Below are 14,888 nucleotides of genomic sequence, written 5' to 3'. Positions count from 1 at the left end.
GCCGAACGCACCCCTTGCCGGCGTGCTGTCCAAGGACTCACCGTTCGGGCTGGTCTCGGAACGCGCGGTCGAGGAGTTCGGGCCCGACGCGCTTCGGGCGATCGGCGTCGGGTGGAGCTTCGGCGTCGTCACCGACGAGCTGCCCACCGGGCCCGATCACGACCTGGACGACGAAGAGTCCTGGTGGGCAGCGCTACCCGAGGATCCCGCGGTGCTCGTTGCTGTGCGAGACCTCGATCTCGTCGACGAGCGATCCTGGCCCGAGGCGCTCGGTCGGCTCCTCGAAGATCCGGCCACGCACGCGACACTTACGATGCGCGACGGGTACACCGCGTGGTGGCTTCGCACGCACGCACGGGTGGACGACAGAAGGCTGGGGTCGTTCCGGGCGCCGTCCGACGGGACGTTCGCCGGTTTGCTCGATGTGCTCGACCATCCTCGGGCGGACGAGTTGTCGGCCGCGCTCGCGCCGTCGACCTGCGACACCGCCTGGTTCACCCGACTGATCATCGCGCGGCTCGCAGAATCGTCACGGTCGCCTACGCCTGCGGTGATCGCCCGTGCACACCGACTGATTGCCGAGGCCGTGTCGTCCGGGCGCGTCGAAATCGACGATCTCGATCTGCCGCCCCGGGTCCGGGCCGTGTCGGGTGCGCTGGTCGATCCCGACGACGCAGTTGTGCTCGACCGGCCATGGTTGGTCGGCGTCGTGCCGGCGGACGTCGCGGTGCTCTCGTCGATGGACACGGCGTCGACCCTCGCGCGGGTATTGGACGTGCGGACGGCGTCGGACGCCATCGAGGCCGACATCGTCGGCGTGGGCCGGGTCAGTTCGTGGGATCGCGAGCCCGGTGCGGTGCTCGCCTGCGCAGCGCTGGGACTCGAGCTGCCCGTCGGCCGCGTGGTCGTGCACCGAGAACTCGTCGTTCGGTTGCGCGGAGCGGTTTCCGGCGAACGAGCGGTCCCCTGGTGGGTGACCGAGGACGGCATCACGCACTGCACCGATAGGTGGGAGACCCACGGCACCGAAGGGTGGGAGCGCCCGCGTGGACAGTGACGTTCTGCTGTGGATGGTCTTCCATCGCGTCGCATGGTTGACGACGGTCTTCTGGGTGATCACGACGCTCGGCAACACACTGTGGGTGTTCGTCTGGGCGACGGCCGGCTGCTCGGCGCTGGTGGTGTCGGGCAGGCGCGTGGAGGCAGTCATGGTCGCCGGTGCGATGCTGACGGGCTGGGCCGCGATGGGCCTGGCGAAACTACTGTTCGGACGGGTGCGGCCACCTGTTCCGGAACGGCTGGTGGTCATCGAATCGCACTCGTTCCCGTCCGGGCACGCGATGATGTCGGCGCTGGCTGCCACGGTGGCGATCGCAGTGATGCTGCGATCGGCCACACCGTGGTTGCGCAGGGGCTCTCTGCTCGCCGTCCCCGTCGCGGCGTCGCTGGCGATCGGGGTCTCCCGGATCTACCTGGGCGCGCACTGGGTGACGGATGTGCTGGCGGGCTGGTTGTTCGGCGCCGCGTGGGGGTTGCTGTGGATCTATGGTTTCCGCGGGGTCAGCGGCCGGCGAAGTCACTTCGCTGTGCGATGACCAGCAGTTCGTCGCGCATGGACGGGCTGCTGACGGCATGTGCGCGGGCGTAGAGGGCGCGGAGTGAGCGAGCGTGGTTGCGGCGGGTGCGGAACTGCGAAACGAGCTTCATTGCCTTGCTTTCGTGGTGATCGTTCGTTGAAGGTGACACCATTGATGTTCCTCGTTACGGTTGTGTAACTCAACCGATTCAGAAGTGAGTTTCCGCACGTCAAAGGCTTCTTCGAAGTGACGGCGGCAACGTCACTGGCGAATGGTGAGCGCAGTTACGCCCGGTGGGTCAGATGAGGCCGCGTTGCGCGGTCTTGCGGCCACGACGGGCTGCCGTCCGCTGGACGACGAACAGCAGAAAGCCCACGGTGCCGACTCCGATGCCGGCAAGGCACGTCGGTAGCGCGGATTCCCAGTGTTCACCCACGACGAGCACCACGGCAGTCGCGACGACCCACAGTGCGATTCCGGCGGCGATGACGGGCGCTGGATTGGTCAGTCTCGCCGGGAGACGAAAAGTCTCGTCGATCGAATCACCTGTACCGAGCGCAAGAGGTTGCTTCGGTGCGTCGGGCGCATTGGCTTCCGGCTCCCGCTCCACGAAATGTAGGTTACCCCCATGGCAATGCAGTCCCGGCTCCTGGACAACTACTTCAAGATCACCGAGCGGGGATCGACCGTCGGTTCCGAGGTCCGCGGCGGCCTCGTCACGTTCGTCGCGATGGCCTACATCGTGGTGCTCAACCCGCTGATTCTCGGCAGCTTCTCCGCCGACGATGCGGCAGCGAAAACCGACGTGCTCGGCAACATCCTCCCGGTGTCCCAGGTGGCAGCCGTCACCGCGCTGGTCGCAGGATTCATGAGCATCCTGTTCGGCATCGTCGCCAACTACCCGTTCGGCATCGCCGCCGGTCTCGGCATCAACACGCTGCTGGCGGTCACGATCGCACCACAGGTGACCTGGCCGGAAGCAATGGGCCTCGTCGTCATCGACGGCATCATCATCGTGCTGCTCGCCGTCACCGGATTCCGCACCGCCGTCTTCAACGCCATCCCCATGGAACTCAAAGCCGCCATCGCAGCAGGCATCGGCGCGTTCATCGCCTTCATCGGTCTCGTCGACTCGGGCTTCGTGCGACGCGTCCCCGACGCAGCAGGCACGACGGTTCCCGTCGGACTCGGCATCGACGGCTCCATCGCTTCGTGGCCGACGGCCGTGTTCGTCTTCGGTCTGCTGCTCATGGGCGTTCTGGTGGCCCGCAAGGTCCGAGGCGGTCTGCTCATCGGAATCGTCGTGACCACCGTCGTCGCGGCGATCATCGAAGCAGTCACCGACGTCGGCCCGTCCAATGGCGTCGACCCCAAGGGCTGGAACCTCAGCGTTCCGATGCTGCCCGACAACCTGTTCCAGGTCCCGGATCTCTCGCTCGTCGGCGACGTGAACCTGATCGGCGCCTTCACCCGCATCGGCGTACTGGCCGCGAGCCTGCTCGTCTTCACCCTCGTTCTCGCCAACTTCTTCGACGCCATGGGCACGATGACCGGGCTCGGCAAGGAAGGCAACCTCGTCGATTCGAAGGGCACACTGCCCGGGATCGGCAAGGCACTCGTCGTCGAGGGCGCAGGCGCGATCGCCGGTGGCGGTGCGTCGGCGTCGTCCAACACGGTGTTCGTCGAATCGGCGTCGGGTATTGCCGAAGGCGCTCGAACCGGTCTGGCCAATGTCGTCACCGGCGTGTTGTTCCTCGCCGCGATGTTCCTGACGCCGTTGACGGCGATCGTTCCCATCGAAGCGGCGGCTCCGGCGCTGGTGATCGTGGGTGCATTGATGATCGGTCAGGTTCGCGACATCGACTTCACGCAATTCGAGATCGCCCTGCCCGCGTTCCTCACCATCGTCGTCATGCCGTTCACGTTCTCCATCGCCAACGGCATCGGCGTCGGATTCATCGCGTGGGTCGTACTCGCGGTCGGTCGGGGCAAGGCGAAGGCGATACATCCCCTGCTGTGGGTAGTTGCACTGCTGTTCGTCGCATATTTCGTGGTCGGTCCCATCACCGACGCCGTTACCTGAGCTGGGGCGGGTCCGCAGGCGTAGTCTCAGCGCTGTGACGTCGGGAAATGTTATGAAGGACAACCGTGAACTGGCGAGCGATCTTTCACTCGCCGTGGTGCGGCTCACTCGCCATCTCAGGGGTAGGCGGGTCGATTCGCAGGTGTCGTTGACTCAACTGTCGGCTCTGGCCACGTTGAGCCGTGAAGGCGACATGACGCCGGGCGCGCTGGCCGCCCGCGAGCGAGTTCAGCCGCCGTCGATGACTCGGGTCATCGCATCGTTGGCAGAGCTGGGCCTCGTCGATCGCACTGCACATCCCACCGACGGCCGTCAGGTCATCGTGTCGCTGTCGGACACCGGACGTACGTTGATCGCGGACGAGGCGAGCGCGCGCGAGGCGTGGATGACCGCGCAGTTGGCGGGCCTGGAGGAGGCACAGCTGGGCGTCCTGCGGGAAGCCGTGGACATCATCAGCGCCTTGGTTAACGACTCGGAGTAGTCGAGGGCGGGATAGTTACCCAGGTTTAGTATTTACGGGTGCCCACTGCTTCCCCGATGTTCGCCGCGCTTCGCACGCGCAACTACCGCCTGTGGGCATCAGGGCAGATCGTGTCCCTGGTCGGTACATGGATGCAACGGGTGGCCCAGGACTGGCTCGTCCTGACGCTGTCCGGCGGAAACGGTTTAGCGGTCGGCGTCGTCATGGCCCTGCAATTCGGGCCCACGCTGTTTTTGTCGGTGTACGGCGGGGTGCTCGCGGATCGCTACGACAAGCGCACACTCCTGATGATCACTCAGGTGTTCGCCGCGGTGTGCGGGCTGGTTCTCGGCCTACTCGACGTCGGCAACATCGTCGAACTGTGGCATGTGTACCTCATCGCATTCGTGCTCGGATGCTCTTCGGCCATCGATGCGCCCGTGCGTCAGTCGTTCACCATCGAGATGGTCGGCAAGGAGAAGCTGTCCAACGCCATCGCGCTCAACTCGATGACGTTCAACATGGCCCGCATCATCGGCCCTGCCGTCTCCGGCGTCTTGATCACGCTGATCGGCACGGGGTGGGTGTTCCTGATCAACGCCGGATCGTTCACCGCGGTGTTCGTCGCGCTCGCAGCCATGCGTGCGAAGGAACTCTTTCGCGTCGAGCCTGCGCCCCGCGCGAAGGGGCAGGTTCGGGCCGGCTTCGCGTACGTGTGGTCTCGTCCCGACCTTCGAGTGCTGTTGGCGACGGTGTTCATGGTGTCGACCTTCGGGCTGAACTTCCCGTTGAGTCTGGCGGTGTTGGCCCGCAACACCTTCGGCAGCGGCGCCGATGCCTACGGATTGCTGTCCACGACGCTGGCCGTCGGCACCCTCGCCGGTGCGACGGTGGCGGCCCGACGCGTGAACACGCCCCGACTCCGGTTGTTCGTCGGCGCGGTCATCGCTTTCGGAGTTTTCGAGATCCTCGTGGGCATCATGCCCAACTACCTGCTCGTCGCCGTCCTGCTGGTGCCGACCGGCGCGGTCACCCTCACGTTCACGACCTCGGCGATGAACATTTTGCAGATGTCCGTGCCGTCGGACATGCGCGGTCGCGTGATGGGCATCTACATGCTGTGCTTCCTCGGTGGGACGCCCCTGGGGAGCCCCGTTCTCGGGTGGCTCGCGGACGTGCTCGATCCGCGTGCGCCGCTGGTGTTCGGCGGCGTCGTGTCGTTGGCATCCGGACTGTTCGCGGCCGTCTATCTGCTTCGGCGGGGCAATCTGAAACTCAGCGTGACCAAACCCTCGCCGGGACACCGGCTTCCGGGGTTGGACCTCTCGTCAGATCCAGCCGTGACGCCGCGCGACCGCTGACGCCTCGTGCCGGTTGGCCGCGCCCAGTTTCGCGGCGGCCGACGACAGGTAGTTGCGGGTGGTGCCCTGCGACAGATGGGCTCGTTCGGCGACTTCGGCAATGCTTGCACCGTCGGCGGCGAACTCGAGAACGTCAGCTTCCCGTGGTGTCAGCGGTGAGTCGCCCGCGCCGATTGCCTCAGCGGCGAGCGAGGGATCAACGTAGCGCCCACCGCCGTGCACTGTGCGGACCACCTCCGCGAGCGTCGCCGCGGACGTCGTCTTGGGCAGAAAGCCTCTGACTCCTGCCGACAACGCCTTCTTCAGATAGCCCGGTCGGCCGTGACTGGTGACGATGACCGACACACACGACGGCACGGCCGCCGCGATCTCCGTGGCTGCCTCGATACCGTCGATGCCGCCCATCTGCAGGTCGAGCACCGCGACGTCGGGCGAGTGTTCCTTCGCAGCGACCACCGCGCCCTCACCGGACTCGGACTGCGCCACGATCTCGATGTCGTCCTCGAGCGCCAACATCGTCGCGAGCGCCGAACGGATCAGGTTCTCGTCGTCGGCGAGCAGTACGCGAATCATGAGTCGACCCTAGGCGTGAAAGTGGCCGTCAGGCTGTATTCGTCGGCCGTGCTGTGGGTGGCGAGAGAACCCCCCACTGCCGCGAGGCGTTCGGTCAGCCCGGCCAATCCCGTTCCGTCCGTGGATCTGTGCGGGTGGGGCCGGTCGTTGACGATGCGCAACGAGTCTCCGGTGATGTCGACTCGGCACCGGGTCGCGTCGGAGTGCCGGAGAATGTTGGTGGCGCCCTCGCGCACGATCCACGCCGCCGCCTCGGCGAATTCGGGTCCCACGGTGGTTGGACTCCCGACCACCGTTGTCTCGATACCTGCAGCGCTCAGCAGCGACGACGCGCCGTCGATCTCGGCCTGCAGATCGATGGAGCGGTATCCGCGCACCAGCCGTCGGGCATCGGTCATGGCCTGCTGCGCGAGATCGCGTACCTCGTCCATCTGATCGGCCGCGCGGTCGTCCCCACGGCGTGACAGCGCGGCTGCGAGTTCGCTTTTGACCGCAATGGCGGCGAGTGCTCGACCGACGACGTCGTGCAGGTCGCGCGAAAAGCGCAGGCGCTCCTCGGCAACCGAGAGCTGGCCGGCGGCGTGCCGGGACGAGTCGAGCTCGGTGACGACGCCGAGCAGCCAGATGGACAAACGCATGATCGCGGCCATCAGAACCACGGCGACGAACGCGGCCACCGCTCCCGGCACCCCGTACCGGGTCATCGTGGTGGCCCCACCGATGACGACGCCCAGCGCGAACGACCACCGGAAGGTGAGGACCGCGGTGACGGGAACGGCCGCGATGAGGAGCGCCCACATGGCGACGGCGCCGCTTCCGGTAGCCCCGGCGAGAAATCCCGCGGCGACGGACACCGCGATCGGCCATCGAACGTCACCGGAAAGCCTCCCGCCAACCCCCGGTACTCGAAGGAGTGCGAGCGTCGCCGCCGCGGCGGCGACGGTGATCGCGACCGCGGACAGCCAGGCGTCGTGGGCGATGGAGTCTGCTACGGACGCTATCCCGGTGAGGACGATGAGTGCGACGAAGGATTGCACGGTGTAGAGCCGAACCTTGTCGACCTCGGAGGTATCCCGCCAGGTGGCCCGGGGATCGAGGTAGCGCCGCAGTTCCATGCGGTCCACCTTCTCAGACCGGGCCGTGCCGGAGTTAAGCACGCGGCTCCCAGCGGAAGTGTGTCTTCGCGATGACGATCGATCCGACGGTCCAGGCGGCTACCACCAACAAGGGTTGCAAAGCGGGGGAGAAGGTGTCCGCGAATCCGAGCGCTGTCGCATCCGGGTCGATGCGTCCGATCCAGCCGAGGTTGATCAGGTCGGATACGGCGGCAATTGGGGTCAGTTCGACGACCGAGCTGACGGAATCGGGGAGGGCTTCGCGCAACAACGACGAGCCGGCCATCGCGACCAGGATGACCGGGAAGCTCGTGATTTGCGCGGCCTCGGCGTTGCGGGTGAAGGTGGAGGTGATCAGCGCGAGCGCCGCGAACATCGCGGCGCCACCGCCCAAGGCCGCCAGAAGCAGGATCGGGTTGACCGGGACACCGCCGCCGAGTGCGATGACAACAGCTGTCAAAACGACGGTCAAGATCACCGTCAGCACGAACGACGGCACGGCGGGGCCGACAAGAATCTCGTTGTCGGTGGCTTCTCCGGTGCGTAAACGTTTGAGTACCAACTCGTCCCGACGGGTGGTGTACGCGGACAGCAGGTTGTAGAACACCAGGAAAACCAGCAGGAACAGCGCGAATATCTCGAGCGCCGACGACACGACCACGTCGGTCAGGCCCGAATCGCTGCGCCAGCCGATGACGAGGACCACGACGGGAAAGACCAGCGGAAGCACGAACGCGTTGAACAACAGCACGCGGTTTCGGAGCAGAAGCGTGAATTCGGAGCGGGACAGGGTGGCCAGGGTGCTCATGCTGCAATCTCCTTGCGGTCGTCGAACTCGTCTGCGATCGACAAGAACACCGTTTCGAGCGATGCCGCCCGGGCGTCGAGTCCTTCGATTCGCACCCCTGACTGCCGGGCCCACATCAGGAGATCGGTCAGTGTGTCCTGCATGGTGGCGGTCGCGATCACCAACCGGCCGTCCTCGATGTCCAACGCCGCGCCCGGTAGCTCCGGTAGCGGCACAGGCGGCAGCTCGAGGTGGATCTTCGCCGGATGACCGGCGACGACGTCGGCGACGGTCCCGCTGCGCACCACCCGGCCCTTGTGCATGATGGCGAGCCGATCACACAGTCGCTCGGCCTCGTCCAGGTAGTGGGTGGTGAGCATGATGGTCACGCCGGACCGCTTGAGTTCCTCGATCAACACCCACGTGTTACGACGGCTCTCGGGGTCGAGCCCGGTGGTCGGCTCGTCGAGAAAGAGCACCCGGGGCTGTCCGATGATCGCGCACGCCAAGTCCAGACGACGCTGTTCGCCGCCGGAAAGAAACTTGACCCGGGTGTCGGCGCGATCGGCCAGATCGACCCGGCCCAGAACGTCGAGCGCAGGAAGTGGGTTGCTGCAGGTGCCAGCCCACATCTCGAGGCTCTCGAGGGCCGTCAGATCGGAGGGTAGCCCGCCCTTCTGCAGCATGATGCCGAGGTTGGGGCGGACGTCTCGGCGATCTCGAACCGGGTCCATACCCATGATGGACACGGTGCCTTTGCTGGGACGCGAGAGTCCCTGAATGATCTCCAGCGTCGAGGTCTTGCCTGCGCCGTTCGTGCCGAGCAGGCCGAAGAGTTCGCCTTCGCGAATCGACAGGTCGAGATCACTGACTGCTTCGAAAGCGGTTTTGCCCGTGCCGTATCGGCGCGTCATCGCGTTGACCTCGATGACGTTCGAGCCGCTCATCGCTTGTTCCATTCACGCAGGCCCACGACGAACCGCCCGGCCATGAACAGAACGAGGACAACGGAGACTACGACGAACGGGATTTCCGGTCCGATGACCGCGAACAAGACGGCCAGAATGGCCAAAGTGATGATGAGAACGACGATTTCGCGGGCCATCGTCGGGGCCGGCCCGAACTCCATCAGGTCGGTGAACAGGTTTCCTTCGTCCGGTTGCTTCATGCCTCTCAGCTTGGCCGGAGACGGACGCGCACAGTAGTGCACGCCGTCACCGGCTTCACTGACGATGTCATCGACCGGGCATGACAAATGTCATCGACGAAAACCTCTTAAAAAGCCCAGCCCATGATCGACGCACGGTCGGTGGCGAAGACCATGTCCACCGTGTGCAGCGCCTCGGGACTGCGGGCCCAGAGGCGTGATGCGGCGGCGAAACGCGTCGCACTGTGGGTGCCGAAATACATTGCGGACAACACGTCGAGCTTGGTCTTCACATCCGGTGCCGCCTCGGTGCGAGTGACGCTAGCCTTGCCCCCGGTGATCGTCACGTCGAAGGTGCCGCCCGCGTCCAGGAACGGGTCTTCGACCTCGAGCACGAACTGCGCGTCGACGCCGTACGTTCGCGCCTCGAGCGCCGCCTCGACGTCCATGACGCGGCACCACAGGGCGTCGAAGTGCCCGGTTGTCTTCGGCAGTCGGTTGTTGGTCAGCAAGAAAGGCAGCGCCTCGTCCGGGGCCTGGCTCACCTCGATCGTGTTCACCAGATCGACACCGGCGAGAACCTGCCAGAGCTCGGCGTAGGCCTGGTCGGTGACCGCGATGAACTCCTGCACGACGATCTTGCTCTCGGTGGCACTGCGGCGATAGGCGACGTAACCGTCGGCGTGCACGATGAAAAAGAGCTCGGTCAGGCCGTGCCGACGATTCTCGCGATCGGCGAAGAAGCGCTCCCACCGGATCGGCGGCTTCGGCTGCGCGCCCGCCGTCGCCCGCTGCCAGCGGTGGTAGATCTCGGGCAACAGAGTCGACGCCTCGGCGGACTCGATGAGCCGAACTCCCGTGACCGGCGGAACGTCGGCGTGGAACTGTGCGAACCTGCGGTCGAGAACGACCTGGTGCTCCTCCGTTGCCGGTCCGTAGCCGAAGCGGCCGTAGATGGTGGCCTCGCTCGCCGTCAGCAACGACAGCGGAGCGCCCGCCGCAGCGAGCTTGCGGTGCTGCTCGGTGAACATCCGACGCAGAATGCCGCGCCTACGGTGCGTCGGCGCCACCGACACCCAGGACACCCCCGAGGCCTCGACCTGCGCGCCGCCGGGAACCGTCACCGACATCGGAAAGTGCATTGCCAGACCGACGGGTGTTTCACCGTCCCATGCCATCACGACGTGTTGTGAACTCGTCAGGATCTGGGTCTCCGCCAGGTCCTCCGAGTTCTGGTGCTCGCCGAAGGCATGGGCGTCGAGAAGAGCGACGGCATCCCAGTCGTCGTCGGTGGCAGTTCTGATGGTGATCGTCTCGTCGGTAGTCATCGCCATCGAGTTTTTCACACGGATGCCAAGATGGTCACGTGGTACACGTAATCGACATCGACGATCCGGCAGATTCGCGGCTCGACGACTTCCGCGATCTCAACTCCTCCGACCGTCGGCCGGATTTGCCCGAGGGCAAAGGTCTGGTCATCGCCGAGGGCGTCCTCGTCGCCGAGCGCCTGCTCACATCCCGGTTCACCCCGATCAGTCTTCTCGGCGTCGAGCGGCGTCGGGAAGAACTCGGTGCCCGACTCGACGATGTCGACGTGCCCTTCTACCGGACGAGCGCCGAGGTGATGGCCGAAGCTGTCGGCTTCCACCTCAACCGAGGTGTACTCGCGGCGGCGCACCGGCCACCCGAACTCGACCTCGCCGATGTTCTGGAGACGGCACGAACCGTCGTCGTCCTCGAAGGCGTCAACGACCACGAGAACCTCGGTTCGATGTTTCGCAATGCCGCCGGGCTGGGAGCAGACGCCGTGCTGTTCGGTGCGGCCTGCGCCGACCCCCTGTATCGGCGCGCGGTCCGAGTGTCCATGGGGCACGTGCTTCGAGTACCGTTCGCGAAGGTCCCCGACTGGCCACGGGGCTTGCAACTGTTGCGAGATAGAGGGTTTCAGACCATCTCGTTGACTCCCAACCCGTCGGCCATGACGCTCGCCGAAGCGATGACCGGCGACAAGGTGGCGTTGCTTCTCGGCGCCGAAGGACCCGGACTCACCGAACATGCGATGCGCGCCAGCGATGTTCGAGCACGCATCCCCATGGCACCGGGCACCGATTCGCTCAACGTTGCCACCGCCGCCGCGATGGCGTTCTACGAGCGCGTGCGAGTGCAGTGAACGCAGACCGGGGGGTCCTCTACACCGGTATTCCGGTGGCGCTGTTCGGCGCCGTGCTCGTCGGTGCCGCCCTCTTGGCGTTCGGACGCGAACTCGCGAACGTCAACGTTCTGCTCGCCATCGGCATCAACCTGATCGTCGTCGGCGGAGCCGCACCGACGGTACTGCGCTGGCGGCACACCCCGGTGTGGAGGTGGCTCGTGTACGGGGCGTGCGTCGGCGCCGTTCTCAGCTTCGTGGCTCTGGGGATTTCCGTCGCCACCAGCGCGTGAGCGACCGCTCCCGAGGCTGCCGCAGCTGGGGTTCCTCGCGTGGTGCCTCGGCCGGAACCGGCGCTTGCCCGGGCGCATACATGCGGAACCCGCACACCGGAAGCGAGCGCGGATCGAACTCGTCGCCGCGCGGCGCGCCGGTGTACCTGAACCCGAGCCACTCCGCGTTGGCCGTCTCGGCGAATTCTTGGGGATGGAACGGCAGCGACTGAGGGTCCGGCATCACGTCGGGCGGATAGACCAGCGGATGTTCGCCCGCCCAGAAGGTGCGTTCCCACACCAGTGGAAGGCCGGTGTCCTCGTGAATGTAGATCGGCGTTGCACTGAACGACCTGCGCAGTTCGCCGCGCTCCCAATAAGCGAACGCGCCCCACGCGCTCGACGGATCGGTGGCTATCAGGTAGGTGCGGGACGATGTCGAGTCGGTTTCCCGAGGGGACCGAATGACGCTCTCGGGCAACAGCGACGGTTTCGGAACCGAGAAGGCAGGGCCACAGACGACGGTGACACCGCGATAGCAGCCGATGAACACTTCGTCGTGTTCTGCCGCGGCGGCGTCCGAGATCGGTCTTTGGTCGGTCGGAACGGCAGTCTGATCAGGAAGGAGGCGCGCCACCAGAGCAGTCGCCGCATTCCAGTCCGACGCAGTTGCCTCCCGCAACAACGAAATCGGATCAGGCGCGTCGATGTACCAGATGGTCGATGCCTTGGCCCCCACTCCCGCACCCTTCTCGATCTGTCGTCAGCCGCTCCGGGTCAATTGTGACCGCTGCTGCGAACTCCCAGCAGCACATCCTCCCACGATGGCATCGCGGGCTTACCCCTCTTGTCTTTCTTGGGTGCGGACGCAACCTCGTGCCTGGGCTCGGTTGTAGGCGACTCGGGCAGTGCCGGCGTCACCTCTTCTTCGATCTCGCCTTCGAGTTCGCTGTCCGCGGTGGTGCCGTAGTACTCGTCGAACGACTGCTGGGTCTCTTCGGGAGCGACCTCCAGCGCACGGACCGGCGCGAGGCCGCGTAGCTGACGCCCGAAATCGGGGTCGACCAATTCGGCCGCAGCGTCGTCCAGTGCCGTGATGGTTCCGCCGTGACCGTCGGGCAGGAACTGCCAGTGCGCCTTGTTGGTGGTGCGGCCCGCCTGCCATTTCAGCTGCGCGACCCACTTGTTGTCCTCGTCGCGCCAGGCATCCCAGGCCGCCTCGTCGAGGTTATGGCCACGAGCGCGGAAGGCGAGGGCGACGATTTCCGCCAACGTCTGCACGGCAGGGCCGTCGTGTCGCAGCGGATGACCCGCCTGCGCCATCGACGCGGCCTGCGAACGCTCGAGGAGAACGGGGTGCGCGAACACCTCGACGCGGCTCAGAGCCATACCCGAATCGGCAGCAACCTGTTCAACGCTGGCGCCGGAGCGGATTCGAGCCTGGATTTCCTTCGGCCTGAGCAAGCTGTCCATTTCGATCTCAATCTGTCCTAGTCGAGCGATGTCGCCGCGAGAGGCCGCGCGGAGCTTGTCGTCGGCCGGAAGCCGGAATTTGTCGCCGGTTTTGGGATCTGCGCAGATGACGTACTGCCCGTCCGGTTCGAGACCGACCACGCGTAGATCTCGCACCTTGACCTCCTCATCGCGCCGACTCGCGATATCGTCTCGTTCGACAGTAATCCACTCGTTATCTTCGGGGCGTCTCCGACACGCAGTGACCCACCCGTGTTCGAAGAGTAGTCACCGAGCGCGCCCAGCGCAGACGTTCTCGTTCGAAGCCGGAATGCCGCAGCAGCGAACGAAACTCGCTACCGGCCGAGGCGTCGCGAAACGACTCGGGCGCCCCCGAGAAGTCCTGTGCAGGATCTTCTCGGGAGCGCCCGGTTTCGAGAAATTCACGACAGAGTCGACACGACCCAGTCGATGCTCTTGGTCAGCGCCGTCACGTCGTCCGGCTCGATGGCCGGGAACATTCCGACGCGCAGCTGGTTGCGGCCCAGCTTGCGGTACGGCTCGGTGTCGACCACGCCGTTGGCGCGCAGGATCTTCGCGACCTGGGCGGCGTCGACCTTCTCGTCGAAGTCGATTGTTCCGACGACCTGGCTGCGGTGGGCCACGTTCTGCACGAACGGTGTGGCGAACTCGCTGGCCTCGGCCCACTGGTACAGGCGCGACGACGAGTCGGCGGTGCGGCCCGTGGCCCAGTCGAGACCACCCTTGCCGTTGAGCCACTCGATCTGATCGGCGAACAGCAACAGCGTTGCCACCGCGGGTGTGTTGTACGTCTGATCCTTGCTGCTGTTGTCGATGGCGATGGGCAGCGACAGGAAGTCGGGAACCCAACGGCCCGACGACGCGATCTCACTGACGCGTTCGAGCGCAGCCGGGCTCATCAGCGCAACCCACAGGCCTCCGTCGGCAGCGAAGTTCTTCTGCGGAGCAAAGTAGTAGACGTCGGAGTCGGCGACGTTCACCGGCAGACCGCCTGCGCCCGACGTCGCATCGATCGCGATGAGTGCGTTCTCGGAGCCGGCCGGACGGCTGACCGGAATGGCAACACCCGTCGACGTCTCGTTATGAGCCCAACCGATGAGGTCGACGGACGGATCCGACGTCGGCTCGGGCGCACTGCCCGGATCGGCCTTGACGACGATCGGGTCACCGATGAACGGGTTGTTCTTCGCGACGGACGCGAACTTCGAACTGAACTCGCCATTGGTCAGGTGCAGCGACTTCTCGCGAATCAAACCGAACGCCGCAGCATCCCAGAACGCAGTGGTACCGCCGTTACCCAGAACGACCTCGTAGCCGTCGGGAAGCGAGAACAGCTCACGCAGACCGCTGCGCACCCGCCCGACAACGTCCTTGACCGGCTTCTGTCGATGAGACGTACCGAACACGGATGCACCCACGTCGACCAGTGACTGCAACTGCTCGGGGCGAACCTTGGACGGTCCACAGCCGAAACGTCCATCAGCGGGCAGAAGATCAGCGGGAATGATCGGCAAATCGGCCATTGAGCAGCGCATCCTAGCGTCGGAGGAATATGGCCCCTACAGGGTAGTCGCTGCTGGCCGCATGTGTTCGCGCAGGCCGCAAGCGCAGTGGGCTAGGGGTTCGGGTCTTTGGTTGGTCCCGGTTCGGACTTTCGCGCAGGTTACGTTCGTTGGCGCAGGTTGCAAGGCGGGCGGTTGGGTGGAAGGTGCGCGGTTGGTGGCGCGCTGTCCGCCGCTCCTCGCTCGTCGTCCGCCCACGGTTCCGCGCAGGTTGCGTTCGTTGGCGCAGGTTGCAAGGCGGGCGGTTGGGTGGAAGGTGCGCGGTTGGTGGCGCGCTGTCCGCCGCTCCTCGCTCGTCGTCCGCCCAC

General features: G+C 65.7%; 16 protein-coding genes and 1 pseudogene. 7 read left to right on the top strand and 10 right to left on the bottom strand.

Annotation, left to right across the window (positions count from 1 at the left end):
• Positions 1 to 1,057: pseudogene (locus WBQ44_RS09730) on the top strand (ATP-binding protein); the annotation flags it as partial.
• Positions 1,047 to 1,595, top strand: coding sequence for a phosphatase PAP2 family protein (locus WBQ44_RS09725; protein ID WP_495566498.1), 549 nt, complete (start codon positions 1,047 to 1,049; stop codon positions 1,593 to 1,595). The pseudogene WBQ44_RS09730 and the gene WBQ44_RS09725, both read left to right, overlap by 11 nt.
• A 280-nt stretch (positions 1,596 to 1,875) precedes the next feature.
• Here WBQ44_RS09725 and WBQ44_RS09720 read toward each other — a convergent pair whose 3' ends face one another.
• Positions 1,876 to 2,187, bottom strand: coding sequence for a DUF2530 domain-containing protein (locus WBQ44_RS09720; RefSeq protein WP_495566497.1), 312 nt, complete (start codon positions 2,185 to 2,187; stop codon positions 1,876 to 1,878).
• Positions 2,188 to 2,205: 18 nt separating this feature from the next.
• On the opposite strand from WBQ44_RS09720, the gene WBQ44_RS09715 reads away from it, so the two are divergent.
• The 3 genes from WBQ44_RS09715 to WBQ44_RS09705 are packed head-to-tail and all read left to right on the top strand — an operon-like array spanning position 2,206 to position 5,481.
• Positions 2,206 to 3,660 carry an NCS2 family permease gene (locus WBQ44_RS09715; protein ID WP_495566496.1) on the top strand — a complete coding sequence of 485 codons (1,455 nt, stop codon included), beginning with the start codon at positions 2,206 to 2,208 and terminating at the stop codon, positions 3,658 to 3,660.
• 52 nt (positions 3,661 to 3,712) lie between these two features.
• A complete protein-coding gene (locus tag WBQ44_RS09710; RefSeq protein WP_495566499.1) occupies positions 3,713 to 4,141 on the top strand; it encodes an Rv0880 family HTH-type transcriptional regulator in 429 nt (142 codons plus the stop codon).
• Positions 4,142 to 4,179: 38 nt separating this feature from the next.
• Complete coding sequence (locus tag WBQ44_RS09705; RefSeq protein WP_495566495.1) at positions 4,180 to 5,481, top strand: MFS transporter; 1,302 nt, start codon at positions 4,180 to 4,182, stop codon at positions 5,479 to 5,481.
• Here the strand turns inward: WBQ44_RS09705 and WBQ44_RS09700 are convergent.
• From WBQ44_RS09700 to WBQ44_RS09675, 6 genes are all read right to left on the bottom strand, one after another.
• Positions 5,449 to 6,054: a response regulator transcription factor gene (locus tag WBQ44_RS09700; protein ID WP_495566494.1), complete on the bottom strand. Its 606-nt coding sequence runs from the start codon at positions 6,052 to 6,054 to the stop codon at positions 5,449 to 5,451. The two genes, WBQ44_RS09705 and WBQ44_RS09700, sit on opposite strands and share 33 nt — an antisense overlap.
• On the bottom strand, positions 6,051 to 7,169 hold the full coding sequence (locus WBQ44_RS09695; RefSeq protein WP_495566493.1) for a sensor histidine kinase: 1,119 nt from the start codon (positions 7,167 to 7,169) through the stop codon (positions 6,051 to 6,053). Before WBQ44_RS09695 ends, WBQ44_RS09700 begins: the two co-directional genes overlap by 4 nt.
• Before the next feature lie 34 nt (positions 7,170 to 7,203).
• A complete protein-coding gene (locus tag WBQ44_RS09690; protein WP_495566492.1) occupies positions 7,204 to 7,977 on the bottom strand; it encodes an ABC transporter permease in 774 nt (257 codons plus the stop codon).
• Entirely contained in the window at positions 7,974 to 8,903 is a 930-nt protein-coding gene (locus tag WBQ44_RS09685) for an ABC transporter ATP-binding protein (protein WP_495566491.1), read from the bottom strand. Before WBQ44_RS09685 ends, WBQ44_RS09690 begins: the two co-directional genes overlap by 4 nt.
• Positions 8,900 to 9,124 carry a hypothetical protein gene (locus WBQ44_RS09680; protein WP_495566490.1) on the bottom strand — a complete coding sequence of 75 codons (225 nt, stop codon included), beginning with the start codon at positions 9,122 to 9,124 and terminating at the stop codon, positions 8,900 to 8,902. Before WBQ44_RS09680 ends, WBQ44_RS09685 begins: the two co-directional genes overlap by 4 nt.
• Before the next feature lie 107 nt (positions 9,125 to 9,231).
• Positions 9,232 to 10,431, bottom strand: a complete 1,200-nt coding sequence (locus tag WBQ44_RS09675) for a GNAT family N-acetyltransferase (protein ID WP_495566489.1) — start codon at positions 10,429 to 10,431, stop codon at positions 9,232 to 9,234.
• A gap of 38 nt (positions 10,432 to 10,469) precedes the next feature.
• On the opposite strand from WBQ44_RS09675, the gene WBQ44_RS09670 reads away from it, so the two are divergent.
• Both WBQ44_RS09670 and WBQ44_RS09665 read left to right on the top strand, forming a co-directional pair.
• Positions 10,470 to 11,273: a TrmH family RNA methyltransferase gene (locus WBQ44_RS09670; RefSeq protein ID WP_495566488.1), complete on the top strand. Its 804-nt coding sequence runs from the start codon at positions 10,470 to 10,472 to the stop codon at positions 11,271 to 11,273.
• On the top strand, positions 11,270 to 11,545 hold the full coding sequence (locus WBQ44_RS09665) for a DUF2537 domain-containing protein (RefSeq protein WP_495566487.1): 276 nt from the start codon (positions 11,270 to 11,272) through the stop codon (positions 11,543 to 11,545). Before WBQ44_RS09670 ends, WBQ44_RS09665 begins: the two co-directional genes overlap by 4 nt.
• On the opposite strand, the gene WBQ44_RS09660 is transcribed toward WBQ44_RS09665, so the two are convergent.
• The 3 genes from WBQ44_RS09660 to serC all read right to left on the bottom strand — a co-directional run bounded on the left by WBQ44_RS09660 (position 11,502) and on the right by serC (position 14,541).
• Positions 11,502 to 12,263 carry a DUF6928 family protein gene (locus WBQ44_RS09660; protein ID WP_495566486.1) on the bottom strand — a complete coding sequence of 254 codons (762 nt, stop codon included), beginning with the start codon at positions 12,261 to 12,263 and terminating at the stop codon, positions 11,502 to 11,504. The two genes, WBQ44_RS09665 and WBQ44_RS09660, sit on opposite strands and share 44 nt — an antisense overlap.
• A 38-nt stretch (positions 12,264 to 12,301) precedes the next feature.
• On the bottom strand, positions 12,302 to 13,153 hold the full coding sequence (gene sepH / locus WBQ44_RS09655) for a septation protein SepH (RefSeq protein WP_495566485.1): 852 nt from the start codon (positions 13,151 to 13,153) through the stop codon (positions 12,302 to 12,304).
• A 266-nt stretch (positions 13,154 to 13,419) separates the two neighbouring features.
• A complete protein-coding gene (serC, locus tag WBQ44_RS09650) occupies positions 13,420 to 14,541 on the bottom strand; it encodes a phosphoserine transaminase (protein ID WP_495566484.1) in 1,122 nt (373 codons plus the stop codon).
• Positions 14,542 to 14,888 lie beyond the last annotated feature (347 nt).

Origin of the sequence: Rhodococcus sp. (in: high G+C Gram-positive bacteria) (genome assembly GCF_049591685.1) — a bacterium.
Classification (GTDB): domain Bacteria; phylum Actinomycetota; class Actinomycetes; order Mycobacteriales; family Mycobacteriaceae; genus Rhodococcoides.
This window is presented reverse-complemented; position numbering and strand designations above follow the sequence as displayed.